This is a genomic window from Paenibacillus sp. ACRSA, assembly GCF_022346845.1.
In the GTDB taxonomy this organism is placed as follows: domain Bacteria; phylum Bacillota; class Bacilli; order Paenibacillales; family Paenibacillaceae; genus Paenibacillus.
In genome coordinates this window covers 48,150-71,958 of the sequence record NZ_JAKRNP010000009.1, presented here as the reverse complement: position 1 = coordinate 71,958, position 23,809 = coordinate 48,150, and the positions used below count along the sequence as shown (strand labels likewise).

The 23,809-nt window shown below is 45.7% G+C and carries 20 protein-coding genes; all 20 read right to left on the bottom strand.

Annotated elements, in window-relative coordinates; genetic code table 11:
* Positions 1-80: 80 nt before the first annotated feature.
* The 20 genes from deoC to uraD all read right to left on the bottom strand — a co-directional run bounded on the left by deoC (position 81) and on the right by uraD (position 23,609).
* Positions 81-755 carry a deoxyribose-phosphate aldolase gene (gene deoC, locus MH215_RS22110; RefSeq protein ID WP_239293340.1) on the bottom strand — a complete coding sequence of 225 codons (675 nt, stop codon included), beginning with the start codon at positions 753-755 and terminating at the stop codon, positions 81-83.
* A 217-nt stretch (positions 756-972) separates the two neighbouring features.
* A complete protein-coding gene (locus MH215_RS22105; RefSeq protein ID WP_239293476.1) occupies positions 973-1,911 on the bottom strand; it encodes a sugar-binding transcriptional regulator in 939 nt (312 codons plus the stop codon).
* Positions 1,912-2,149: 238 nt separating this feature from the next.
* On the bottom strand, positions 2,150-2,500 hold the full coding sequence (locus tag MH215_RS22100; RefSeq protein ID WP_239293339.1) for a hypothetical protein: 351 nt from the start codon (positions 2,498-2,500) through the stop codon (positions 2,150-2,152).
* A gap of 90 nt (positions 2,501-2,590) precedes the next feature.
* A complete protein-coding gene (locus MH215_RS22095; protein WP_239293338.1) occupies positions 2,591-3,484 on the bottom strand; it encodes an NAD-dependent epimerase/dehydratase family protein in 894 nt (297 codons plus the stop codon).
* A gap of 19 nt (positions 3,485-3,503) precedes the next feature.
* Positions 3,504-4,487 (bottom strand): Gfo/Idh/MocA family protein, encoded by a 984-nt coding sequence (locus MH215_RS22090; RefSeq protein ID WP_239293337.1) that lies wholly within the window; start codon positions 4,485-4,487, stop codon positions 3,504-3,506.
* A 150-nt stretch (positions 4,488-4,637) separates the two neighbouring features.
* Positions 4,638-5,744 carry a Gfo/Idh/MocA family protein gene (locus tag MH215_RS22085; protein WP_239293336.1) on the bottom strand — a complete coding sequence of 369 codons (1,107 nt, stop codon included), beginning with the start codon at positions 5,742-5,744 and terminating at the stop codon, positions 4,638-4,640.
* A 150-nt stretch (positions 5,745-5,894) separates the two neighbouring features.
* Positions 5,895-6,620 carry a ThuA domain-containing protein gene (locus tag MH215_RS22080; RefSeq protein WP_239293335.1) on the bottom strand — a complete coding sequence of 242 codons (726 nt, stop codon included), beginning with the start codon at positions 6,618-6,620 and terminating at the stop codon, positions 5,895-5,897.
* A gap of 57 nt (positions 6,621-6,677) precedes the next feature.
* A complete protein-coding gene (locus MH215_RS22075) occupies positions 6,678-7,850 on the bottom strand; it encodes a Gfo/Idh/MocA family protein (protein ID WP_239293334.1) in 1,173 nt (390 codons plus the stop codon).
* 39 nt (positions 7,851-7,889) lie between these two features.
* Entirely contained in the window at positions 7,890-8,939 is a 1,050-nt protein-coding gene (locus MH215_RS22070) for a LacI family DNA-binding transcriptional regulator (protein WP_239293333.1), read from the bottom strand.
* A 250-nt stretch (positions 8,940-9,189) separates the two neighbouring features.
* On the bottom strand, positions 9,190-10,281 hold the full coding sequence (glpX, locus tag MH215_RS22065; RefSeq protein ID WP_239293332.1) for a class II fructose-bisphosphatase: 1,092 nt from the start codon (positions 10,279-10,281) through the stop codon (positions 9,190-9,192).
* 894 nt (positions 10,282-11,175) lie between these two features.
* Complete coding sequence (locus tag MH215_RS22060) at positions 11,176-11,724, bottom strand: (2Fe-2S)-binding protein (RefSeq protein WP_239293331.1); 549 nt, start codon at positions 11,722-11,724, stop codon at positions 11,176-11,178.
* Positions 11,721-14,024 carry a xanthine dehydrogenase subunit D gene (gene pucD / locus MH215_RS22055; protein ID WP_239293330.1) on the bottom strand — a complete coding sequence of 768 codons (2,304 nt, stop codon included), beginning with the start codon at positions 14,022-14,024 and terminating at the stop codon, positions 11,721-11,723. The genes MH215_RS22060 and pucD overlap by 4 nt, the downstream gene beginning before the upstream one ends.
* Before the next feature lie 35 nt (positions 14,025-14,059).
* On the bottom strand, positions 14,060-14,968 hold the full coding sequence (locus tag MH215_RS22050) for an FAD binding domain-containing protein (RefSeq protein ID WP_239293329.1): 909 nt from the start codon (positions 14,966-14,968) through the stop codon (positions 14,060-14,062).
* A 354-nt stretch (positions 14,969-15,322) separates the two neighbouring features.
* Positions 15,323-15,985, bottom strand: coding sequence for a nucleotidyltransferase family protein (locus MH215_RS22045; RefSeq protein WP_239293328.1), 663 nt, complete (start codon positions 15,983-15,985; stop codon positions 15,323-15,325).
* Positions 15,951-17,102, bottom strand: a complete 1,152-nt coding sequence (locus MH215_RS22040; protein ID WP_239293327.1) for an XdhC family protein — start codon at positions 17,100-17,102, stop codon at positions 15,951-15,953. Before MH215_RS22040 ends, MH215_RS22045 begins: the two co-directional genes overlap by 35 nt.
* Positions 17,103-17,183: 81 nt before the next feature.
* Positions 17,184-18,506, bottom strand: coding sequence for a 5'-deoxyadenosine deaminase (locus MH215_RS22035; protein WP_239293326.1), 1,323 nt, complete (start codon positions 18,504-18,506; stop codon positions 17,184-17,186).
* A gap of 101 nt (positions 18,507-18,607) precedes the next feature.
* On the bottom strand, positions 18,608-20,203 hold the full coding sequence (gene ggt, locus MH215_RS22030; RefSeq protein WP_239293325.1) for a gamma-glutamyltransferase: 1,596 nt from the start codon (positions 20,201-20,203) through the stop codon (positions 18,608-18,610).
* 90 nt (positions 20,204-20,293) lie between these two features.
* Positions 20,294-21,610, bottom strand: a complete 1,317-nt coding sequence (locus tag MH215_RS22025) for a Zn-dependent hydrolase (protein ID WP_239293324.1) — start codon at positions 21,608-21,610, stop codon at positions 20,294-20,296.
* Positions 21,611-21,714: 104 nt separating this feature from the next.
* Positions 21,715-22,098 carry a hydroxyisourate hydrolase gene (uraH, locus tag MH215_RS22020; RefSeq protein ID WP_239293323.1) on the bottom strand — a complete coding sequence of 128 codons (384 nt, stop codon included), beginning with the start codon at positions 22,096-22,098 and terminating at the stop codon, positions 21,715-21,717.
* Positions 22,095-23,609, bottom strand: coding sequence for a 2-oxo-4-hydroxy-4-carboxy-5-ureidoimidazoline decarboxylase (gene uraD / locus MH215_RS22015; protein WP_239293322.1), 1,515 nt, complete (start codon positions 23,607-23,609; stop codon positions 22,095-22,097). The genes uraH and uraD overlap by 4 nt, the downstream gene beginning before the upstream one ends.
* Positions 23,610-23,809 lie beyond the last annotated feature (200 nt).

Here is a 23,809-nt window from a genome sequence, read left to right as displayed (position 1 = left end):
AGACAAGCTCAGTTCGTTTACATCATTTCGTTAAACTTTAATAAAGATTTAACATACATCTAAATGAGATATCGTTCTGATTAATACGAAGATGTAGATTGTCCGCCTTGCATGATTTTAACACCAGAACTTGCGCCAATTCGTGTTGCGCCTGCTTCGATCATTTTTTGCATGTCTTCGAGGCTACGAACGCCACCGGACGCTTTCACACCTACATCTGAGCCTACTGTACGACGCATCAAAGCGATATCCTCAGGCGTTGCTCCTCCAGTAGAGAATCCAGTTGATGTTTTGACGAAGTCAGCTCCAGCTCTTACAGCTGCTTCACACGCACGTACTTTTTCATCATCAGTCAACAGGCAAGTTTCGATAATGACTTTGACCAAAGCTTTACCTGCGGCCGCTTCAACCACTGCACGAATATCTTGCTCAACGTAATCGTCTTTGCCGTCTTTCAATGCGCTAATATTAATGACCATATCAACTTCTGTTGCACCTTTGGCAATGGCATCTGTCGTTTCGAATGCTTTTGTTTCAGAAGTAGAGGCTCCCAGAGGGAAACCAATAACAGTACAGATATCAACGCCTGTACCTTTTAATTGTTCAGCAGCATAAGCAACCCAACTTGGATTCACACATACGGATGCAAATTGATATTGTTTTGCTTCTTCTGTCAGTTTAACCATCTCGCTCTGCGTAGCGTCTGCACGAAGCAAAGTGTGGTCGATCATTTTAGCTAATTGTGGTGTAGTCATTCATATCTCTCCCTTTATATAAACGATGTATTCTATATCCTACACTAACATGAACATATGTAATAATCAAACTGAACTTTTGTTCACATTGTGCGAATGAAGCTCTACTTAATTACAACTAATACTTGTACTTACCCAATTACTGCACATCTTAGCTTTCGCTCTACACAGCAAAACATCCGCCATGAGCACATGGCAGATGTTGTCACTCTTTCGATTAGAGACGAAGCAAAGCTTGGGCTGTGTATTGATCCGTAACTAGAATGTTTGCATATTGGCCTTGGAGTGCAGCATGAATCGCTTCAATTTTGCGTTGACCACCTGCAACAAGAATAGCTTTCTCCTTATTTTTCAGCTCAGACAGGTCGATACCTACAGTTCTGCTATTGATCTCTTCACTGATTAGCTTCCCCTCATTATCAAAGAAACGTGAGCAAATATCACCTGCTCCTGTATGTATCAGCAGTTGCTGCTCCTCTTCACTGAAGTAACCAAGTTTGAACAAAAGTGCATCTTCCTTCACTGTGCCCACCGTAAAAATTGCGATATTCGCTTGCCGGCCAAGCTCTACAATTCTACCGATATGTCGATCAGCTTCCACCATGTTCTTCACTTCGATAGAATCAAAGATCACAGGTAGGGGCAGATATCGAGGCACAGTATGGAAAGCTTCCGCAAATAGATGTACGATATCAGCTGCATAGGTATTCACATGCGAGTGACTGACGCCTCCCTTTAACTGAACAACCTCTACGCCCTTGACCTGTTTAGGACGAAGCTGGCGAGCGACAGCATGCATCGTTGTTCCCCAGGTTACACCAATAATATCCGCATCTTGAACAGTATCCTGAAGATAATCAGCAGCTCTCTTACTGATCTGCTTCTGTATTTCATCATCGCTCTTCAGAGGTGCGAAACATACAAGCGCTGTTTCGAGATCATATTTAGCTTTTAATTCCCCAGCAATAATATCGATATCCTCTAAAGGATCCATAATCTCAATCCGGACATAACCCCGGTCTTTGGCATACTGCAGCAGTCGAGATACGGTCGGACGTGATACACCGAGCCTGACCGCAATATCCTGTTGGCTATAATCAGACTGATAATACAATTTGGCTGCTTCTATACTTAGTCGCTGTTTCTCCAGATCTATTCCCATGTGTGCTCAACCCACTCATCTTCGTTATCGTTAGAAACCATACGTATCTTGTATATCTTATACATACATTATCAAAATAACCCTAAGCGAACAACTATAACCGTTTAGTAATCCATTTCATGCTTTTACACAACTTCAATCAATCACTATAAAAAGCCCACTTGCATATCTCCATGGAAGGAAGCAAGTGGGCTCACGTATATTTTTTTATTTTATTATGAAAATGAAGTGATTAAGATTGACCGGATTTAGACCTGCTCATCGTCTCAAGCTTGCGCGTAATCGCAGTACGATCCACTTTCAATCCCCAGATCGACTCGATAATCTGTTCTTTATCCTCAGCATCCTCTGCATGTTTCAACTGAATTAACAACGCGTGCATCTGCTCGTTTATATCTTCAAACTGCATCCATAGATCATGTCTTACTTCCATAGAATCCAGGTGGCGATTAGCTTCAACTTCTTCTTTCAGTGCAGTTAGAATGGATTGTTCCCATTCCTTATCCCCTAATTGCTTAGCCATATTCAGGAGATCCAGATAATCGTCAACAAGAAGCGAGTTCAATTCAGCATGTGTTTTCATCGTTTATTGCATCCCCTTTTCGTCTATTTACCAAGTATTATACTCGGTATTTCAGGATATGCAATAGGTGGTGAAAAAAGACGGATGTAATTAACTCTCAGATTGTAGAGCCAGAGCCACTTCACGAACGAGACCAGGAAACCAGTCCATCAATGATTCAAACGTATAACCTGCTTGTTCAGCCTTATCTGTACTCATCGTCCAAGATTCACTTATGCCAAAAGGTGACATATCTTCCTTACCTGTCTCGGATAGAATCTGGGACTGCATCCCCGTTACGGATTCAATTAGCTTCATCATTTCTGATAATTTAATCGCTCCTTGTGAGGCAGCATTAACCGGCCCAGTAATGGAAGAATGTCCAAGCCAGGCGAGGAATCTAGCCGCTTCCGTGGAATTAATGAATCCAATCTCGGCTTCCGGATTCGGCATGCCAATCGGTTTTCCCTTTTGCACATGTTCAATATGAAAATGCAGTCGTCTTGTGTAATCATCAATCCCTAACACAATCGGAATTCGCATGGCAACAACCGGAAACTCGGCTTCTTGGAAAAATACAGCCTCAGCAAGACGTTTGCCTTCCCCATAAGAAAACTGTTCATGATTCCCATATTGCAGCGGGTAAGTATATGGATCAAAGTCATCCTCTGTAAATCCTGGTTTAGGATCACCGTACACAGAGAGTGTTGATGTTAGAACATATCTTTTGGTCCGACCAGCGAATGCTTCACATGCCGATTTGGCCGCATCGGGTGAATAACAAATATTGTCATACACCACATCCCACTGGTCTGTTTGAGCAACCTTTGCCAAAGATTGTGGATCTTCCCGATCCATCTTAATCCGGTTCACTTCACTCCCGAAATCCACACGCGTTTTGCCCCGAGTTGCCACCGTGATCTGTGATTTACCTTCCCACAGCAAGTGATCCACCAGACGTTTGCCGAAGAAGCGTGTGCCCCCAAGAATTAATACCTTTTGCATCCGGTAACCCTCCTTCTACCTATTTATCATTTGGAAAAACAAGTCCGATCTGTTTCCGGATTTGATCCATAACTAACATGGTTTCATAGGAACGTTCATATGTGTTCATATCCGATTCTAGTTTATCCGCTTCAACGAGGTTTACGAACTCTTGAACTTCGTAGAACATCGTTGGATAATTCTGCTCTGCTTCTAGTTTTTCCACCGTACCATCATTGTATCGAATCTCGGCATGTTCGGGCGATCCAATTTTATCAATTAAAATACTGCCGAGTTCACCCATAATTTCAGTAGGCACATGTGAATTAGAGATTTTGGAATAGGTTACAACCGCATCCATCTCATCATAATTCAGAATAACACTCCCTTGACCATCCACGCCGGATGTCAACATATACGCCTGGGATTGTACTTGATTAGGGGCACCAAACAGCGTAATCAATGGATATAGACAATATACGCCCAGATCCATAAGTGCGCCATTAGCTAGCTCTGGCTTAAATGCATTTAGCACAATGCCCTCCTTATACTTGTCATAGCGTGAAGAGTATTGGGAGTATCCTGCGATATACTTGCGAACAGGCCCAATTTTATGAAGGTTCGACTGAACCGTTTTGAATGCTGGTACTAGTGTTGATTTCATCGCTTCCATTAACAGAACCCCGGATTCACGAGCAGCATCCACTAATCGGCGAACTTCTTCACTATTTGCAGCTAGCGGCTTCTCGCACAATACATGCTTCTTATTTCTTAGAAACAACTCTGCCTGCTCCGCATGATATGTATTAGGCGTTGCGATATATACGGCATCGATCTCATCACTCGCTGCCATCTCTTCGAGATTCGTGAATCGGTGTGCAGCCTTATATTGATCTGCAAATGCATCTGCTTTCTCAGCACTCCGAGAGTAAACTGCCGTCAGTGTGAAGCCCTCCACATGTGCTGCGGCCTCAAGTAGTCTTTCTGTAATCCAGTTGGTGCCTACGACTCCGAAACGTACCATGTTTACCTACCTCTTTCATTTCTATATTATTGTCCATTGTAGCTTAATTTTCGTTCAGAATGAAGTCACCCTGCTTAACCGTAGTGAACAGGAACAGCCTGGAACCCTTTATACAAGGACACCAGGCTGCAATTTGTAACATAAGTAAAGTTACTGATCAAGCGTGTAGAGAGGAAGATTCTCCGGCAGTGGCGCCGGACGCTGACAAGTGCTTTTCATTTGATAGAATGTCTGGTCATCCGACGAATCATGGAATGCCCACATAGCTTCTAAGACATGGTACGCAAGCTCACCGCTTGCTCGATGTGCCCGGCCACTATGCGCTGCATATGCCATATCTGCTACACCAATTCCGCGTGTATTTTCCTGGTAACCTGAGAGTAGGGGTACCTCCGTCCATTCTTGCTCTCCAAGAAGTCTATAACGGACTGGACCTCCGAAGGTATTAGGGTCAGGTACTTGTAATGTACCATGCGTTCCATAGATTTCAATCGGAGGCAACACACTGCCGCCAAACACATCGAAGCTTGTAATGAGTGTACCTATAGCGCCCTGTTCGAACTGCAGCAAGCCTGTTACATGTGTTGGAATCTCAACAGGTATGGTTTGTCCTCGCTTTTTCTCACTCGTAATTGTCCGTTCGTTCATTGCTTTACCCGTCATACCAGCAATAGTTGAGATCGGACCCAGAAGTTGCACCAGTGCTGTGAGATAGTACGGCCCCATATCAAACATCGGCCCGCCACCTGATGCATAATAGAACTCAGGATCCGGATGCCAGTGCTCGTGACCTCTGCCCATCATGAAAGCTGTTGCCGAAACAGGTTTGCCAATCACACCATCTTCAACTAATTTAAGGGCAGTTTGAATACCTGAACCGAAGAAAGTTTCGGGTGCACAGCCCACCAACAATCCTTTTCTTTTGGCTGTCTCTAGTACGGCAAGACCTTCTTCACGAGTAACCGCAAGTGGTTTCTCCACATACACATGTTTGCCCGCTTCCAGTGCTTGCAGACACACATTCGCATGAACGGAAGGAATAGTCAGGTTGATAATCAGTTCAATCTCAGGATCCGCCAGTATTTCTTCTACGGTATACACTTTGGGAACTTGATAAGCTGCTGCTTGTTCCTCAGCTCGCTTCTGATCTAGATCTGCAACTGCCACGAGTTCAAGCACGTCAAACCGATGACAATTCTCCATATAAATGCCGCTAATTTTACCACAGCCAATAATGCCAACTTTCATAACGCTCATACTTGGGCTCCCTTCACCATCGAACAGAAATGTGGAAACATAAAATGATGTTTTAATATGATTATACTGATACGTAAACGCTTAAAATGTCTGATACACGTTAGTTATAACCCAGCTTGTTAGTGGGTCTACTACTGTCCTTCTATCTCATTACGTTTGGTTGTCAGCCATACCTGTATACACTTCATTCTTCGTATCTTTATTTTGCTTCGCAAGTTGTTTGCCTGCGGCTGTCCATTTGAAGCCACTTCTCATCATCTCGGTTACCTGCTGCATCTCAACGATATCGGCATGATGTCCAAGTGAATTATAGAATACTCGCCCTGCTCCCCAGCGCTTCGTCCAGACGACGGGCATGTCTACAGGTCCATTTGCAGCGTGAGGACCATTAACGATAGGGAAACGTGTTGTTGCTAACACTTCTACAGCAGGGTCTACGTGAAGATAATACTGCTCTGTTTTTACTTGAAAATCTTCAATGTGGTCAAGCAGTGGACTTGAGCCACGCTTCATATTAATGGTGTACTCTACGCCATCGTTACCTGGATGTGCAACCCACTGGCCACCCGTCATGAATTGCCAATCTACATTATTACGGAATGCATCACACATCCCACCATGCAGACCTGCCAAGCCTACACCACTCTGAACAGCTGCAGATACGTTGTTGACCAGTTCTTGTTCAATCTGTCCCATTGTCCAGAGCGGTACGATTAGATCAAGACCAAGCAGCTTCTCAGCGTCTGCATAGGCCTCAAGTGTATCGGACACTTCAACTTCGAACTGCTCTTCCTTCAGAATACGTTCAAAAATAGATGCTACCTGCTCCGGTTCGTGTCCATCCCAACCGCCCCATACGATCAATGCTTTACTCATCACCTAATCACTCGCTTTCCTAAATTATCATTATAGTTTAGCTACATGCACTTAGACTCACATCTCTTCAAGGGATACCCAACGTCGCTCATCAATGGAGCGCTCAACGGCTTCAAGCACTGCTTGACAGGCTACACCGTCATGGAAACTTGGTGATGGCTGACGACCTTCCGATATTGCAGTAACAAGCTCTAACATCTCGTGAGTGAACGTATGTTCAAATCCAATCGTGTGTCCAGCAGGCCACCAAGCTTCGGCATATTTGTGCGCTGGATCGGTTGCAAGTACACGGCGGAATCCTTGCACATCTTCTTCATCTTTGGTGAAATAAACTTCCAATTCGTTCATTCGTTCGAAGTCGAACCGCACACTTCCGAGACTACCATTAATCTCAAAGGAATTGGTGCTGCGGTGACCGGCTGCAAAACGTGTAGCCTCGAAGCTTCCCAGTGCTCCATCTGCGAACTTCGCCAAGAATAGTGTTGCGTCATCTACGGTGACTTCGCCCTTCGGTGCATCGCTGGTTGCACTGCCTTTGGCACTTAACCCGGTCATTTCCGAAGCAAGTGGACGTTCTTTGATAAACGTCTCGCTCATACCGATAACTTCCTTGAATTCCCCTACTAGGAAGCGAGCTAGGTCGATCAGATGTGCGCCGAGATCGCCATGCGAACCGGAGCCAGCGACTTCTTTTTGCAATCGCCATACGAGCGGAAAGGACGGATCCATGATCCAATCTTGCAGGAAAAATGCACGGAAGTGATAGATTTTACCCAAGCGTCCACTCTGCACCAGATCTTTGGCTAACTGCACTGCTGGGGAGAAACGATAGTTGAACCCTACCATGTGAGCGATGCCCGCATCCTCGGCAGCTTGGAGCATCTCACGGGAATCCGCGAGTGATAGTGCCAAGGGTTTCTCACAGAATAGGTGCTTACCCTGACGTGCAGCTTCAATTGCAATCTCTTTGTGTGCATCACTTGGCGCGTTAATGTCTATGAGATCGATATCATCTCGCTTTACCAGCTCACGCCAATCCGTTACACTCTCAGACCATCCGAACTGGTTAGCAGCCTCCTGAACACCTTGCTCGTTACGTCCGCAGATGACGGACATTTCAGGCTGCAAAGGTGCTGACGGGAAAAACATGGGTAGGCTTCGATACGCGTTACTGTGTGCTTTCCCCATAAATTTGTATCCGACCATTCCTACACGAAGATGTTTTGACATGATCATTTCCTCCTTGGGAATCTATGTGATTATCTACCATTAACGGATCGATGAAGCACGTACAACTAACTCGGTGGGTAATAGATGTCTAGTTGAGACTGAAGATAAATTAGAGACGTTAGCAGATGGATTGCCTACCTTCTCATTAATGAGTTTCTTGGCAGCAAGCTCCCCCATCGCATAAAAGGGAACCCGTACACTGGTTAGTGGTGGAACTGCCATTTCGGCTGCATCGGAGTCATCGTAACCAACAAAAGCAGGAAAGTCCTGAACCGGTATACCGCGCTCTCGCAACCCATGCATTACCCCAATGGCCATCCGATCGTTTGCTGCAAATACAGCATCAATCTCATGTAGGCGTTCAGCAATTCGCCCCGCAGCTTCCTGACCACTTCGTCTACTGTAGTTACCTTCCAATAACAGGCTGGGATCTAGCTCCATTTTGGCTTCCTGCATCCCCATCTGAACACCCTGCAACCGTTCTTGACTGTTGGAATAGCTGTCTGGTCCATTGAGAAAAGCAATCTTGCGGTAGCCCTGATCGGTGAGATGGCGAATCGCTTGCCGGCTACCCTCAATATGATCCGCATCCACTTCGACGAAGGATTGACCTGCAAAATGCTGGTTCATGACGCAAAATGGATGCCCTTCCTGATGAAGCTGCTGTAGTGCCGACAGTTCTCCCGGATCGTTTCTCGCACCGAGAATGATACAAGCATCTATCTTTTGTCTGCGAAACAGATCTGTGTAATTCATGACTTCATCCGGTGTTCGAAACATAACGAGCAGATCCATTCCACTTTCCCGCGCCTTGTTCCCAATACCACTTAACATTTCAGAGAAGAAATAGGCAGAGAACAAATGAGCTTTAGGAACATAAGGCATCACTACACCGAGGTTACCGCTTTTACTCCTGGCAAAACTGCGAGCGAGTGCACTCGGAACGTATCCAAGTTGCTCAGAAGCTTGAAGAACTTTGCGCTTGGTTTCCTCTTTTATCGGCCCAACTCCATTTAACACACGGGACACGGTAGCCTCAGAGACACCCGCAAGCTCAGCCACTTCTTTACGTGATGCCACGACATTCACCCCCTTTAACTGAACTGAATGAATAGAACATGATCGTTAATCATGTCAGAATTCACATATAAGTTTAAAATTTCATCATTTTATGTACGCGCGTACATTTTCTCATGGGTTGTAAACGTTGTCAATGCTTTTTACACAAAAAAATGAGGATCTGCGCAAGGCAGAATCCCCATCTTATTTAGTTTCAGAAAGTCCATTTAATAAAAGCTCCTATTATTCTATAACCCTATTGATCTGTCGCGCGTTTCCTTCATCCGTGTTCTGCTGAAGTCATTAGACCATGGTCTACAGAGGATTGGCTAAACTCCGCCTGCTCCATTGTCTTCATATGACTCGGGATACGATCAGACGGTTCTGGGATGGACTGTAGCTGTCTTACTTTGTGCAACACTTCCTTGTTCGGCAGGAAATGCTGTGAACGAATGAAACGGATCGTTTTCGTTTTGGCGCGCATCACAATGGAGTCCGTCTCAGCCCGATCATCCGCTAAATAACGTACACCTCCCAGAATTTCACCTGGGGTTACACCTGTTGCAGCAAAAATAACATCCTCTGTGCCAATCATATCTTGCATCGTTAATACTTTATAGGGGTTATCAATTCCCATCTGCAAGCAGCGCTGAAATTCGTCGGCATTGGCCGGCATCAAGCGACCTTGAATTTCGCCACCTAAGCATGATAATGCAGCGGCAGCCAGCACACCTTCTGGTGCACCTCCCGATCCAACATACAGATCAATACCCGCTTCCGGGAAAGCTGGAGCCATCGCACCTGCAACGTCACCATCACTGAGGAATTTGATCCGTACCCCAACCTTACGCAGCGTTTTGATTGTACTTTCGTGGCGGACACGATCCAGGATCATGACAGTCAAATCCGAAATATTTTTGTTCAGAGCGGCGGCTGCCTTTTCTAAAGTGACTTCAACAGGATCCTCAATGCTGACCTTGCCTACTAGAGCAGGACCAACAGCTAGCTTCTCCATATACATATCCGGTGCATGGAGCAGGTTTCCTTTCCCAGCCACCGCAATAACCGATAAAGCATTATTTAGACCTTTAGCTACGATCTCCGTACCTTCAAGAGGGTCTACAGCTACGTCAACCTCAGGTCCTTCCGCGTTGCCCACTTCCTCACCGATATACAGCATGGGCGCTTCGTCCATTTCACCTTCACCGATTACTACCGTGCCGCGAATAGACACGGAATCGAACATGGCGCGCATGGCCAAAGTAGCCGCTTCATCTGCGCTGTTCTTATCTCCTCTTCCCATCCATGGTGCTGAGGCTAAAGCAGCCAATTCTGTTACTCTGACAATTTCCAACGCCAGTTCGCGTTCCATTTTCCCACTTCCTTTCCAGTTTTCAAAAGCATACATTGAAAGCGCTGCTAAATCCATCGCAAATCCATATGGGAATGATCTAAAAACCGCGTAATAGCCGCATTTCTCATCTTTTCGCTTCATCATGTCATAAGCGAATCAGGACTGTATTTTTACATCTTCAAGGTCTGTTTCGAAGCAAAAATGGAGTTGTATTTCTCAAAGAACGCCTGTCTAAACTTCCTTTTAATCCATATAATTACATTATTAATCAGACTATCAATATTATCGTTTGATTCCTGTGTGATTAGTTCGTTAAACAACGATCAAATAAGAAAACATTTTAGATTGCAAGGAGAAAAATAAATTTTAATGTTGCATATCGAAAACGATTATAAACTTCGTCATATTGATTAATATAATCATTAATTCTAGAAATTTTAAGGGAAATAACTTAATACGTTTTGTTCCATCGTTAAGACCAAAATACAGCTCAATTAGCCCCTAAAAACACCTATGGATTTCTAAAAGCTTATAGACAGAGCTTATGGCTGATATCGAAAATAATAAGTTTACATAATATTTATTATGTATATAAAATACGAGTCAATTGCGATATTTTTTGGATAGCTTCATTTTCAAGTCAGCAAATTATCATAATATCGAATCTGAGAATGCTTATTATGAAGAAATACCGCCAAATGGAGCTAATCCTCGTGCCCAAAATACGTATTAACGTGCCAACGATTCGTTAGCATTCCGATAATGAAATTTTGCCGCCTTTAAGTCCAACTGGGTTCGTTAGAGATGGAGCTTCGTTTTTATATACCTAATTAGAACGAGCCTTCCGCAGAAAAGACCGGGTGCGCTATGGAAAACTCCACTCCAGCACCCGGTCTTATTAACGTTATGAGCCTAAGATTCCACGACATCATAATCATTCCGTTCCTTCTCCGTATTTTCCGTAATCTTATCCGCTTCACTCTGGCTCCCCCCTGCCCTCTTTAAGGCACGAAGGATTCCGCCATATCCAGTACAACGACACAAGTTACCACAGAGACCAATTTCGATCTGTTCTTGCGTTGGTTGCGGATGTTGATCCAGTAATGCTTTGGTGGATATCACCATCCCGGGCGTACAGTAACCACATTGAAATCCCCCTTCTTCAACAAAAGCTTGTTGAATGGGGTGCAGATCCCCTTCTTGATTTCCGCTCAGTCCTTCAATCGTTGTGATCTCGCGACCTTGGCATTGATAAGCCATCAATAAGCAGGAATTTACCGGGTCACCATCCATTAGAACCATGCATGCCCCGCAGCGACCTACCTCGCAAGATACTTTTGTACCTGTTAGATTCAAATGCGTCCTTAGAATATCAACAAGCCTAGTCGTTGGAGTGATCTGTAATTGCTGCTCTTCCCCATTAATAACGGCTGTCCAGAAGTTAGCTAGCGGTTTACTCATGAGGGTTGTACTCCTTCCTGTAACGGTACATCGACAGGCTTCATCAGTTGTTCACGTGGTACAGGCAAGCGGTTCACCCATACACCTGTCGCTTGCTGAATAGCAGCAGTTATTGCTGGAGCTAGTGCTACAGATCCGATTTCACCAATTCCCCTTGGTCCAAATGGATCTCCTTCAGGTAGATCTTCAATCGCTTCTACTTTCAAGTCAGTATGAATATCTCGAATAGTTGGGATTAAGTAGGTATCCAGGTTGGTTGTTACATAACGGCTATCCTGCATGAGTGCATCCTCAGTTAATGTAAACCCGAGTGCCATCACACTGCCGCCTTCAATCTGTCCAATGAAACCCATGGGATTGATGACAGGACCTGCGGCAACGACATGATGCGTATCCAGTAACTTGGCCTCACCAGTCAATGTGTTGACTTCAACCTCTGCAGCAACGGCTGCATACGTGTATAGATAATGTCCACCTACGACCTGATCTGGCGTTGTTGGGTATGCGAATTGTGTATCGAAAATCCATTCTTCCTCTTCACCCTGCTGCATTAGATCCACATAGGATACCAGCATTCCGGTTGACTGTAGCTGACCTTTCAGCCATATCCCTCCAGGTCCGGTTACAAGTTCTTCTTCTGCAATCCCAACACTCGCCGCAGCGACTGACAACAGTTTCGAACGAAATGGTGTATGCAAACGTTGCAGAGCCATCCACGCCATCGTGGTTGAACGTGATGCTGTGCTGGAACCGCTGTGTGGTACCCGATCTGTATCTCCTATGATGATGCTTAGATCCGACGTACTGCATTGAAACAAGTCACAGAGCATAATTTCCAATGTAGCAATGAGACCCTGACCAAACTCCTCGTAACTGAAAGCCACCTCTATCTTGCCATCCTTATTCAAGGATAAGCGGCCTCCCGCAGGATCAGGAATTCCATAGCCTAACCCAGCGCCATGCATAGCCAGAGCTGCACCTACTCCACGTTTGATCCATGGAGGCAGCGACGAATTGGGCGGTGGCTGCTGATATTTTTGCCATAGATCAGAGCGTTCCATTGCCTCCCACACCTGAGAGAGACCATTTGTAACGAGAATGCGCTGATTAAGTGGTCCGGGATCTGATTTCCCTCTCATATTTCGTCTCCTGAATTCCCATGGGTCCATATTCATTATTTCAGCCAGACGATCCATCTGACCTTCCATTGCAAAGATCGCCTGATTCCCACCAAACCCACGAAACTCACCAGATAAACCGTTATTGGTATACACAGAGACCCCTTCCACATCAACATGCGGAATAGAATAGGAACCAAGACAATGCTCTGTTGCAAAATTAAGCACGGGCGCTCCTAACGTGGCATATGCACCCGTATCCGCCGTAATTCGAACTCGATGAGCTTGAATAATACCTTCGCGACTCATGCCTGTTTGCATCTCAATCTTCATCGGATGCCGTTTCAGGCCAGCACGAACAGATTCATTCCGCGAATTATGCATCTTCACAGGCCGTAAACAGCGAAGAGCTAAGAGTGCACCATAAGGCTGCACGTTCAATTCATCTTTTCCACCAAAAGAACCACCGATCGGCGAGGATACGACCCGGATATCTTCCTCTGGACAGCCAATAATTCGTGCGAGCTGCATCCGGTCTTTATACCCGTGTTGTGTAGCTGCATACACGTGAAGCCTACCCGCGTCATCGGGAACAAAAAGTCCACCTTCTGTTTCCATATATGCATGCATCTGGCGAGGTGTATAATACGTCTCACTCACCACATGTTCACAGCCTGCAAAAGCTTCCTCGATATTGCCACGTTTAATTTCGGTACGATGTAATACATTGCCCGGCCCATGCTCATGCAGTTCAGGTGCACCTGGAGCAAGTGCTTCATCTGTACTGTCCAATGGAGCTAATTCTTCGTATTCAACACGAATGGCATCCAGCGAAAGTGCTGCACGCTCAGGAGAGATGGCAGCCACCGCTGCTATCGCATCTCCAACATAACGTACAACATCCTCACAGAATACGGGTTGATCTGGCGTTGCGATGCCAAAACGATTCAGGCCAGGTACGTCCTTCGACGTAAGAACAGCCAGAACACCTTCCATAGCTTCCGCTTCGGTCGTATCAATCGAAAGAATTCGTGCATAAGGATAGACGCTTCGAAGCACTCTTCCATAGACCATTTCCGGGTGTGTCATATCCGTCAGATATTGGAGTTGTCCTGTCACTTTACCGATCCCATCTGGGCGCAAATGCCAGCGTTTCCCACTAACCTCTCGATTCAATAACATCCTCGTCTCCCCCTTCCTGATCGGTTAGATCTCAATCAATTCAATGCTTCCCACAGACCCGCACCAAGCAAATTACCAGCAGTTTGTTTACGATATTGTTCAGAGGCGAAAGCATCGCCATACGTTATGAATTCAGTTATAACTGTCGATGCAAGAGCAGTTGCTTGCCCTACCGAGGCTGCTTCATCACGAAGCAACTGTTCAGACAGAGGTAGCCGCATTGCCATACCCGATCCTCCGCCAGCCGCGATCGCAATCTGTTTCCAACGACCATCCGGACCAATTTCACCATGCATTGCGATCGTCACCAGTGAAGCACTAAACGTTTCACGACGCCCTAACTTGCGATAGTAACTTATCTGCTTATTGTTTGAACTATGGTGTTCAATTCCAACCGACATCGAATCCTTATCTTGCATCGGAATATGAATGGAGACCAATACATCTTCCGGATTTCGACGTCCGTCCTCTCCTCCATTTAGCCATGAGGCCAAGCTACACTTCTTCATACCTTGATCTGTCATCCAGTTCAACTGCGCATCGTAAACTAACAAGGCAGTAATCGTGTCACCCACACCCGATACAATATTGCCACCTAATGTTGCCACGTTTCGGATGGAAGGGGCAGCGATCACGCGAATAGCCTCTTGCAAAAGCGGAAATTGTGCCACTAGCGTATCTGTCTCACATCTGTTCAGACGAGTCAATGCACCAATCACCAGCTGCTGCTCTTCAGCATATATATCACTTACACCCGGAAGCTCGGAAAGGCATATCAAGTGCTCAGGAGAAGCAACTAAACCACCCTCCCACTGCGTTCGAAGTAATGTTCCACCAGCGACAAAACAATACCTACTTTGAAGGCTTTTCCTCACCTCGCTCAGTTCATGTAAATCCTGGGGCTGCCATACTGTTGGCATTGCGCCTGATCCGTACGCTGGCATGACCATCATCCCACTCCTTTCTCTCTCTTCCATTAACAGGAGGTTGGCTATGACCCATATGTCGTTGATACGTTTAATTAGTCCGATTATGCGTCATGTTTGGCATATGAATTGCCTACACGATCCGAATAATTGTTCAAATCATATTGGAGTACAGTTATAACGTCAATTATGTTTACATGCTTTTGGATAAATGTATAAAACAAAAGTTAGAATTGTGCTCAATGCATGATAGAACGATCCAAATGTGACATAGTAAAACACAAATAGACCAGTCCATTGGACTGGTAGATCTATTATAAGATAGGGTGAAGTCAGATAAGATGAAGTCAATTCCTCTCCCTAGTGCTTCAATTATAATAGGGGTGTATCTCGAGATGGATGAAGATGCTTCATGTAGTGCACGATCCGTTCTAACTCATCTTCCGTATCGGCATCCCAGAAGCTAGGATCAGATAAGGAGACGTATGTGCCGGTGAATTGGGAGTTTCGCATGATTCTCCTTGCACCCTCATCACCACGAAGAGATAAGATTTGAGCGAGCAGATGTGAGCGAAAAGCAACAGGCGGTTTACCACCTTCGCACTCTGTGGCTGCAACATAATCGGAATGTTTATTTGTTTCGAAGATCGTTATGATCTCGTTAATCTGCTGAGTTTCTATAAGTGGCTGATCTGCCAGCATCACCATATACCCATCTGGCTCGTATTGCTTAGCATTTCGTATGCCGCAATGTAACGAGTGAGCCATGCCCATGGCATAATCATCACAGACGGAGATCAGCAGCTTCACCTCAGGTTGATAAGTATAAGATGCTGCACACAGCCAGCGTCTTGGGATCCACGATAAGGTATCCTCCGGTTTGACAACACATATAACTCGCTCTAACTCGGAATCGAGTGCAGCCTCTAGAGACCACGCAGCCAAAGACCTCCCGTCAGGCATCACCACTGACAACTTATCCCGACCCAAGCGAGAGCTTTTACCTGCTGCAAGTAGAATACCCGTCAGTCCCATGTTTAACCTCCTTCTGAGCCTTTCGACGCGATGCAGCCACGCTCCGTTTACTGGCGACAAGCTCTGCGGCGATACTTATAGCAATCTCATCAGGCCCTTCTGCTCCGATGCTTAATCCAACAGGCGAATGAACATGGGATAATGGTGGTAAACCGTTTAATAGGCGCTCTGTTCTTGTCTTCGAACCCATAATGCCTAGATATGCATAGTCCACGCCTACCAGAAGCTCCAGCACTTCTCGTTCCCTTGGGAATTGATGACTCATCAAGAGAATGTGATCGTCTCTCTGGAACTGAAGAACTGACAGAATCTCGCGCGGAAATCCTAGACACAACGCCACGTCAGGAAAACGTTCAGCAGTACACAGCGACTCTCTCCAGTCAGCAACCACGATGCGAAAACCTGCCAGTTGGGCAAGCTTCACTACAGGGAGCACATCATTACCTGCGCCAATAACGATTAAGCGGGGTTTAGCATAATAAGTGGAAGTAAGTTTAGACGGTAAACCCCACGGATTGGCTTCCACAAAGGCTGATTCTAGCTTGCGCCCATTGCGCACAACTTCTATTTCGTTCAGCATTGATATAGGCGGAGATGTAGCATGGTTAGATTCGTTCATTCGAATGTGCTCCATTAATGCAATCTGTTCCGATTCATCAATATGACCCTTGTCACCCTCTATGCGTATGAGGCTCAGTCGATAATCCATCTTGGAGAACCCTTGTTGAAATCTACGCGTAAATTCAACCGGAGTGCCCATTTGCAAATATTCGTTCATCGCCACTAACATGGCGTGCAGCTTGCCTTGAACTGGCTCAAGCAGTACAATCACCAATCCACCACAGCCCACCGTCTCTCCCCAAGACAGATCATCTTCAGGACGCATATCATATTCCACGATCTCGAGTTGTCCAGTATCTAGAATGCGCTCCACACGAGCCTGCAGATCACTTTCCAGACATCCTGGGCTGATGCTACCATACATGCTGCCATCTTCGGTCAAAAGCATAGAGACACCTTGTTTACGATAAGCATGACCCTCTACCTTGATCGCTGTGGCAAGTACGTAGCGGTTGGTACAGTTCGCTACAATTGCACTCAGATCATGCATCTCCATATTCGTCTCTACCTCTCTTGTAAAACCGTTTAAGCTCCAAGATGAATGTATGTTCATTACACTTTGAGTTCGTTAGATCGGTTAGATCCGCTTCATCAATCTGGCAATGCTCTTATCCGACTCACGCAGGACAATGCCTCGATCAATGGTTTGGATTTTACGATGGCTCAGCACAATAGCTCCGTCTATAATAACGGTGTCTACACAGCTACGTGTCGCTGAGTACACTACACGTGAATACACATCTGTCTCATATGAGGGATAGGTATGGAAATCATCCAAATCCAGCAGAACCATATCTGCTTTTTTGCCAACCTCAAGGCTTCCGATCTCCTTAGACATGCCAAGCACTTCTGCACCTCCCATCGTTGCCATCCGCAGCACAGTCCGTGCATCCATGACGGTTGGGCCATGCGGTACCTTTTGAATTAGCGCAGTTAGGCGCATTTCCTGAAACATATCCAGGTTATTGTTGCATGGAGCGCCGTCTGCACCGATCCCTACCGCAATTTGTCGATTCAGCAGATCAGGTATATCCGCAATACCAGAGGATAGCTTCATGTTCGAGCCTGGACAGTGAGTGACTTTGACACCGCGTTTACGGATGATCTCCTTCTCTTCTTCACTGAGCCACACACAATGAGCCAATACCAGTCTAGGAGTAGCCAATCCAATATGATCAAGGTACACGATGTTACGCATACCACGCTCGTGTTCAACCATCTCGATTTCTCCGCGATTCTCAGAAGCATGCGTATGCACTTTCACATGATATTGGTTCGATAAGTCACGAACTTCAATTAGCAATTCTTCTGTGCAAGACACTACAAATCGTGGACAAAAGGCATATTGAATCCGTCCACCGCCGAACCCGTTCCATTTTTCCAGCAGATCGACACTTTGCTGTAATGAAGTAGAGGTATTTTCACGTAAAGGTTCAGGAACTTCATCACCATGATCCATCATTACCTTGCCTGAGATCACACGTATTCCACTCTCAGCCATGGCCTGAAATGCTGATTCTGTATGGTGTACCGTTTCCATATCCAGAATGGTTGTAGTTCCACTTGAGATTAACTCACCTAAGCCAAGCATTGCCGAATAATACACGGATTCCTCATCATGAGCTGCTTCAAGCGGCCAGATCCGTTGACGTAGCCAATCCATTAATTCCAGATCGTCCGCACGTCCGCGAAATAAGGTTTGACACAGATGAATATGGGTCTGAATAAAACCAGGCAGGAGCACTTTGCCTCGCGCATCGATGACTTGATCTGCTTCAACATTAATATTCACAGCGATTTCTTTGATTTTGTTATCCTCGATTAGTAGATCTCCAGTGAATACGTCCTCTGCCGCATTCATCGTGACTAACTGTGCACCTTTTAGTAGAATTGTTCCCATCGTAATCTCCCCCATCATTTCGCGATCCGTCTCTATTTATGGCATTGTTACTATTCATCATTTGACTGTCATTAGTATCATTAGGCACTATAAATGACGTGTTACCCGCCGATAGCCATACCATCCCCTCTTGGGTCTGCGGCGCCACTAATCATTCCATCTGCACTTATCACAATACCCTGCGACTGGCCCATAACGTCATCCCACGGTGCTCTAACTTCTACTTTATGTCCCCAGCTTGTAAGGGTCTCGCATATGTCATTGTGATACCGGTTCTCCACGCGCAGCTGATCACTTTTCTCTCCCCACGTCCGGCCATACAACCAGCGAGGCAGATTAATCGCCTCTTGAATCGTCAATCCATAGTCGATTACACCGGAAATAATAGATATTTGGGTCTGAGGCTGCCCCTCTCCTCCTTGTGTGCCTAGAAGCATATACGGTTTCCCATGATGTGTGACGAGCCCAGGCATAAGTGTATGGAAGGTTCTTTTTCCAGGCTCTAGCACGTTCGCATCCAGCGAATTCAGTGAGAAAAAAGATCCACGATTCTGCATAATAACACCTGTATCTCCAGGCACATACGCGGAACCAAAATCGAAATATAGACTCTGGATAAACGACACTGCGTTCCCTTCCTGATCCACCACTGCAGCATAAGCAGTATCCTGACCAATCATTTTAGATAAAAAGGGTTGAGCCACAGGTGGGAATGTGTGAATCTCACTCCATAGCTCATCCCCATATTCTTTGGATAACAGACGATCTAACGGGATATCTCTAAAGTCTGGATCTGTAAGATATCGATCCCTGTCTCGAAAAACCTTCTTCACCACTTCTGTCACAAGATGGTAGAACTCTGGTGATGTCCGTGGAACTGAAGATAGATCAACATGTTCAAGCATATTCAGCATCATTAACAGGGAGAAGCCTTGGGAATTGGGAGGCATCTGATGTACTTCATAGCCACGGTAATCTGTGCTGACTGGCTCCACCCACTCGCCTTTGTGACTAGCAAAATCAATAGGTGCGAGCATGCCACCATCTTCACGAATAGCTGATGTTAGACGATTCGCCAGCTCTCCGTTATAAAAGCTCTCTCGACCATCGGCTTGAATCTTACGCAGGGAAGAGGCAAGCTCAGGCTGAACTAATAGCTCTCCTTCTTGCAAAAGTATGCCTAATGGAGCGAATGACGCTCGAAGCGACGTCTGCTCCATGATCAATGCTTCATTACGTTTCAGCCATATACAGAGATCACGTGATACGGGACACCCTTTCTCTGCATAACGAATTGCCGGTTCGAGCAACTGCGCCCAGGGCAGCCTTCCATAGCGAGACCAGACTTCCCACCAAGCATCAACCATGCCAGGTACGGTAATCGCACTCAGCACACCCCGCACAGGAATTGAGGTCATGCCCATGGATTTGAAAGTATCTGCATTGATCCCTGCGGCAGCGCGACCACTTCCGTTATAACCCGTAATCTCTCCCGTAGCTCCATCGTGCATAAGGAAGAAGGCATCTCCTCCTGGCCCTGTCATATGTGGATACACCACCCCGAGTGCCGCACTTACTGAGATTGCTGCATCATAAGCATTTCCTCCCTGTCCAAGGATCGTGCTTCCCACTGCGCTTGCCAGGTAATGAGGAGAAGTCACCATATTCCCTCTTGATATCGGCATTTGATTCTGCATAAAGCTCCTCCTTTCCCGTTCTAAAAATGTGGCTCCGTCTCTCCGTCTATATGGATTTACCTAATGGTAAAACGTAAAACGATATGTCCTTCAATCCTCATAGCCATATTTATAGAGCAACCGAACCAGTACTCGAAAACCATTCATTAGATCCGTTTCTGTTGTAAATTCACGAGGGTTATGACTAATGCCCTGTTGACTTGGTACAAAAATCATCGCTGTTGGACAAGCCGGCTGGAAAATTTGTGAATCATGTCCTGCCCCACTAGGCATATGCAGATAAGAAATTTGCTCACGTTCACAGATCTCTTGGATATTTTGCTGGATCTTCTCATTCATGGGGGTTGGTGTAACCGAGAGGTGTTCTTCCCATTTCAAACGAAGCTGGTCTTCGGCAGCAATACGTTGAAAAGCCTGTAACATATCCTGCCAACAACGATCTAAAATCTCTTGTCTGACATGTCGAATATCAAGAGAGAATGTAGCTTTGGCCGCAACGACATTACCCACACCAGGCTCTGCTGTGATGCGACCTACCGTAGCTACGAACGGCTCGCCTGTCTGAAGGGCAATCCTTCGAATCGCAACAATCATGTCTGCCGCACCCGCAAGTGCGTCTTTGCGCCATAACATGGGTGTAGTACCCGCATGGTTCGCCTCACCTATAACGGTAATGTTGTATCTTCTCTGGCCTACGATATCGGATACAATACCAATCGAACGGGAGTGTCGTTCCAATACTTGACCCTGCTCAATATGGAGCTCAATAAATGCACCATAGGTTTGAGCAGCAGGCTCCAAGCCACGATCTGGTCCAAAACCAGCTCCCAAGATCGCTTGAGAGAAGGATACTCCTTGTTGATCAAGCAGGTGCTGGACTTCCTTCAATATTGTCACGCCGGTTATGCTCCTTGATCCCCAATATGCAAAGGGAAATCGGCTGCCTTCTTCTTCGCAAAGTGACACTACCTTTAGTGTCCGCTTCGGTCTACCGAAGTGCTTGTGTAAGTATTCGAGCGCAAGGATTCCGGCTACAATACCGTATGCTCCATCATATTTTCCGCCATGAACTACTGAATCTATATGAGAGCCAGTAACAATGGGATAGGGAGCTTCTCTATCCGCATCGAAGGATGTTGATCCTTCACTGCTCAATGTTCCATATAAGTTGCCTGACTGATCGAACGCTGGAACCAATCCTTTGTCTGCCATCTGTTTGGCTAGGGCATGCTGCGCTTCAGACCAAGCGTTGTCATACAATAAACGAGTGACGCCGCCCTGTGCATCTGCTCCGTAGGTGGATAGCCAATCCAGCATCGCTTGTAATTCTACAAGCTCCAGTTCAGGTAAAGGAACATAGTCTTCAGGCGACCCCGGTTGTGGTTGAACGTCAAATTCTGTCATCATTCAACCTCCTCTGTAACACGTTTGAGAACCATCTTTGGCTGAAGTCAACAGCCAGAAGCGGCTCAGTTATTCACTTGTTGTATTTGGGTGTTAATTTGTTAACTTTAGCTTCCTCGGTATGTACTGTAGCCACCTGGAGCAATTAACAATGGAATATGATAATGACTTGTCGCGTCCAATACCGTGAATCGAATCGGCACCACTCCCCATAACGACTGCGCCATTTCACCCAAAGGTCGCTGCGCATAATAACTCTCGACATTAAACTGAATCTCATAAATTCCTATACTCAGTTCTCCGTTTCCGATCAATGGGGTGTCTAATCTTCCATCAAGGTTGGTCATGGATTCTGCAATCTTGGTTCTAATTTCCCTGTCTACTTCCCAGGTTAGGGCATATAGTGCAATTGGAACCCCATCAGCAGGAATGCCTCGGGATGTATCTAACACATGTGTTGTAATTCGTCCCGTAGATGCTGTAGTCATCATGCACCTTCTTCCTTGGAGTTTATTGGATGGCTCTCCAGATCGTCTCGTGTCATGGAGAAGCCCTGAAATCCATATGAAGGGTTAGGCTCTGTATATACAGCTCCCCTTGGAGAACTCTCACTTTCCTGAATTACGCTCACAATGTTCTCCCACGTTCGGCTATTGGATTCAAAGGACACCTCACACAATTGATCAAATCGACTTAGTAACCGGTGTCCGATCTGGTACAGCAGATGTTCAATTGATGCCGATGTACTATCATGGAACGCAGTAGCGGCTACATCTCTTACTTGCTCCGCAGGAACGTAACGCCCCCGTTCATCATGTATCCCATCTCTTGGATCTGCGTAACGCCAGTTCACACTTAGATAGAGAGCAAGCGGACTACTCGTTGTTTTTGACGATGCTGTATACGTTTCACTACTAAGATCTGCTAGTTCATTACCTTGAACCTTGATAAGCCTAAGATCGGCAATCCCACTAAAATGATTGTTCAACTCTACGCGATCACCCACATGTTGTGCTTCAATTGCTGCCGTGGCTCGATCGTTCTGCGAATAACGAAATACCAGGTCGCTTACTCCATAACCACCTTCTGTTTGAATCGGAGTATCCTCCAAGAGAATCTGATCTCCTGTCATCTGAATCTTAGTTATCTGTGGGTAGGTTACAAGAAATCGCTCACTTACATAGGCGAGAAACCCCTCCATTGTAGCGCCGGTGTATTCGGAAGCATGCCTTAAAATGAAGTGATTCATAGCTTCGGTCGGAAGGGAGTCGGAAATATCCGATCCTGCAAAAGAAGATAATAAATGATCCCCTTGTATCGCGACTTTAACGTTCATACCGAATAAAATATTACTCCTTCCGGCAAAAGGAGATTCAGGGATTACCTGTATTCCAGTTAACGGCTTCGCATAGGAACGATAGATCCAGATGTCCCCTTTTCCGTAATACATCGTTCGTTGCTGCGTCTTTGCAGCTCGAACTACCAATTCCTGTTCATCTCCCATCTGATCTATCCATTGCTCCAGACGAATGGAAGCAATTTTGAAAACCTCTTGGAGTGCGGTTTGGAACTCTTCTTCTGGACTACGGTGATTGCGTTGCCGGATCGACTCCAGAATTGAATCTGTTGTATGACCCTTCACTGCCAATATAAAAGGAAAGCCGAATCGGCTTGTATATTCTTTATTTAATTGTCGGAGTTCGTTGTACTGTGCCTCGGTTAGATGATCAAGACCAGCACCGGACTGTTCGTTCACCGAATGATTACTCATGTGAATTCTAGCTCCTAGATCAGGGTGTTTACGCAACAGTTCTAGCTGTGCGTCCTCGTTCGAAACTAGAACCATGCTCGTCATGACTTTCATCATCTGTTCAAATGAATTGAATGGTCTTGTTGGCCAAGTAAGCTCTGCCACCCAAGGTGATTCCTCAAACAAACCGCCAAACGTATGCACAAACTGTGTGATAGACCAGTTGTTAACGAGTTTAATGAATTCGCTCATATGATAACCTCCGGTCTACTGTGAATTGTTGTTCTTCATTTTACGTATCGCCTTATCACCCAGCAATGATATTGACGTAATTTTGTCATATAACATAACATGAAGTTTATAATTTGGTTATAATGCACGGAATACACCTTCCTCATAGTGGGAAAACACAAAAAAAGCCGCAATCTCTCATGAGATTACGGTCACTGATG

Excerpts from the sequence above, each read along its gene's own strand:
- MH215_RS22045 (WP_239293328.1), bottom strand. The coding sequence starts at position 15,985 with ATGGGACTGACGGGTATTCTACTTGCAGCAGGTAAAAGCTCTCGCTTG.
- MH215_RS22050 (WP_239293329.1), bottom strand. The coding sequence starts at position 14,968 with ATGCCAGCGTACGGATCAGGCGCAATGCCAACAGTATGGCAGCCCCAG.
- MH215_RS22040 (WP_239293327.1), bottom strand. The coding sequence starts at position 17,102 with ATGGAGATGCATGATCTGAGTGCAATTGTAGCGAACTGTACCAACCGC.
- MH215_RS22095 (WP_239293338.1), bottom strand. The coding sequence starts at position 3,484 with ATGCAAAAGGTATTAATTCTTGGGGGCACACGCTTCTTCGGCAAACGT.
- MH215_RS22035 (WP_239293326.1), bottom strand. The coding sequence starts at position 18,506 with ATGGGAACAATTCTACTAAAAGGTGCACAGTTAGTCACGATGAATGCG.
- glpX (WP_239293332.1), bottom strand. The coding sequence starts at position 10,281 with ATGGAACGCGAACTGGCGTTGGAAATTGTCAGAGTAACAGAATTGGCT.
- MH215_RS22080 (WP_239293335.1), bottom strand. The coding sequence starts at position 6,620 with ATGAGTAAAGCATTGATCGTATGGGGCGGTTGGGATGGACACGAACCG.
- deoC (WP_239293340.1), bottom strand. The coding sequence starts at position 755 with ATGACTACACCACAATTAGCTAAAATGATCGACCACACTTTGCTTCGT.
- MH215_RS22075 (WP_239293334.1), bottom strand. The coding sequence starts at position 7,850 with ATGTCAAAACATCTTCGTGTAGGAATGGTCGGATACAAATTTATGGGG.
- MH215_RS22025 (WP_239293324.1), bottom strand. The coding sequence starts at position 21,610 with ATGATGACAGAATTTGACGTTCAACCACAACCGGGGTCGCCTGAAGAC.
- uraH (WP_239293323.1), bottom strand. The coding sequence starts at position 22,098 with ATGATGACTACAGCATCTACGGGACGAATTACAACACATGTGTTAGAT.
- uraD (WP_239293322.1), bottom strand. The coding sequence starts at position 23,609 with ATGAGCGAATTCATTAAACTCGTTAACAACTGGTCTATCACACAGTTT.
- MH215_RS22085 (WP_239293336.1), bottom strand. The coding sequence starts at position 5,744 with ATGAGCGTTATGAAAGTTGGCATTATTGGCTGTGGTAAAATTAGCGGC.
- MH215_RS22090 (WP_239293337.1), bottom strand. The coding sequence starts at position 4,487 with ATGGTACGTTTCGGAGTCGTAGGCACCAACTGGATTACAGAAAGACTA.
- ggt (WP_239293325.1), bottom strand. The coding sequence starts at position 20,203 with ATGCAGAATCAAATGCCGATATCAAGAGGGAATATGGTGACTTCTCCT.
- pucD (WP_239293330.1), bottom strand. The coding sequence starts at position 14,024 with ATGTTATTGAATCGAGAGGTTAGTGGGAAACGCTGGCATTTGCGCCCA.
- MH215_RS22100 (WP_239293339.1), bottom strand. The coding sequence starts at position 2,500 with ATGAAAACACATGCTGAATTGAACTCGCTTCTTGTTGACGATTATCTG.
- MH215_RS22060 (WP_239293331.1), bottom strand. The coding sequence starts at position 11,724 with ATGAGTAAACCGCTAGCTAACTTCTGGACAGCCGTTATTAATGGGGAA.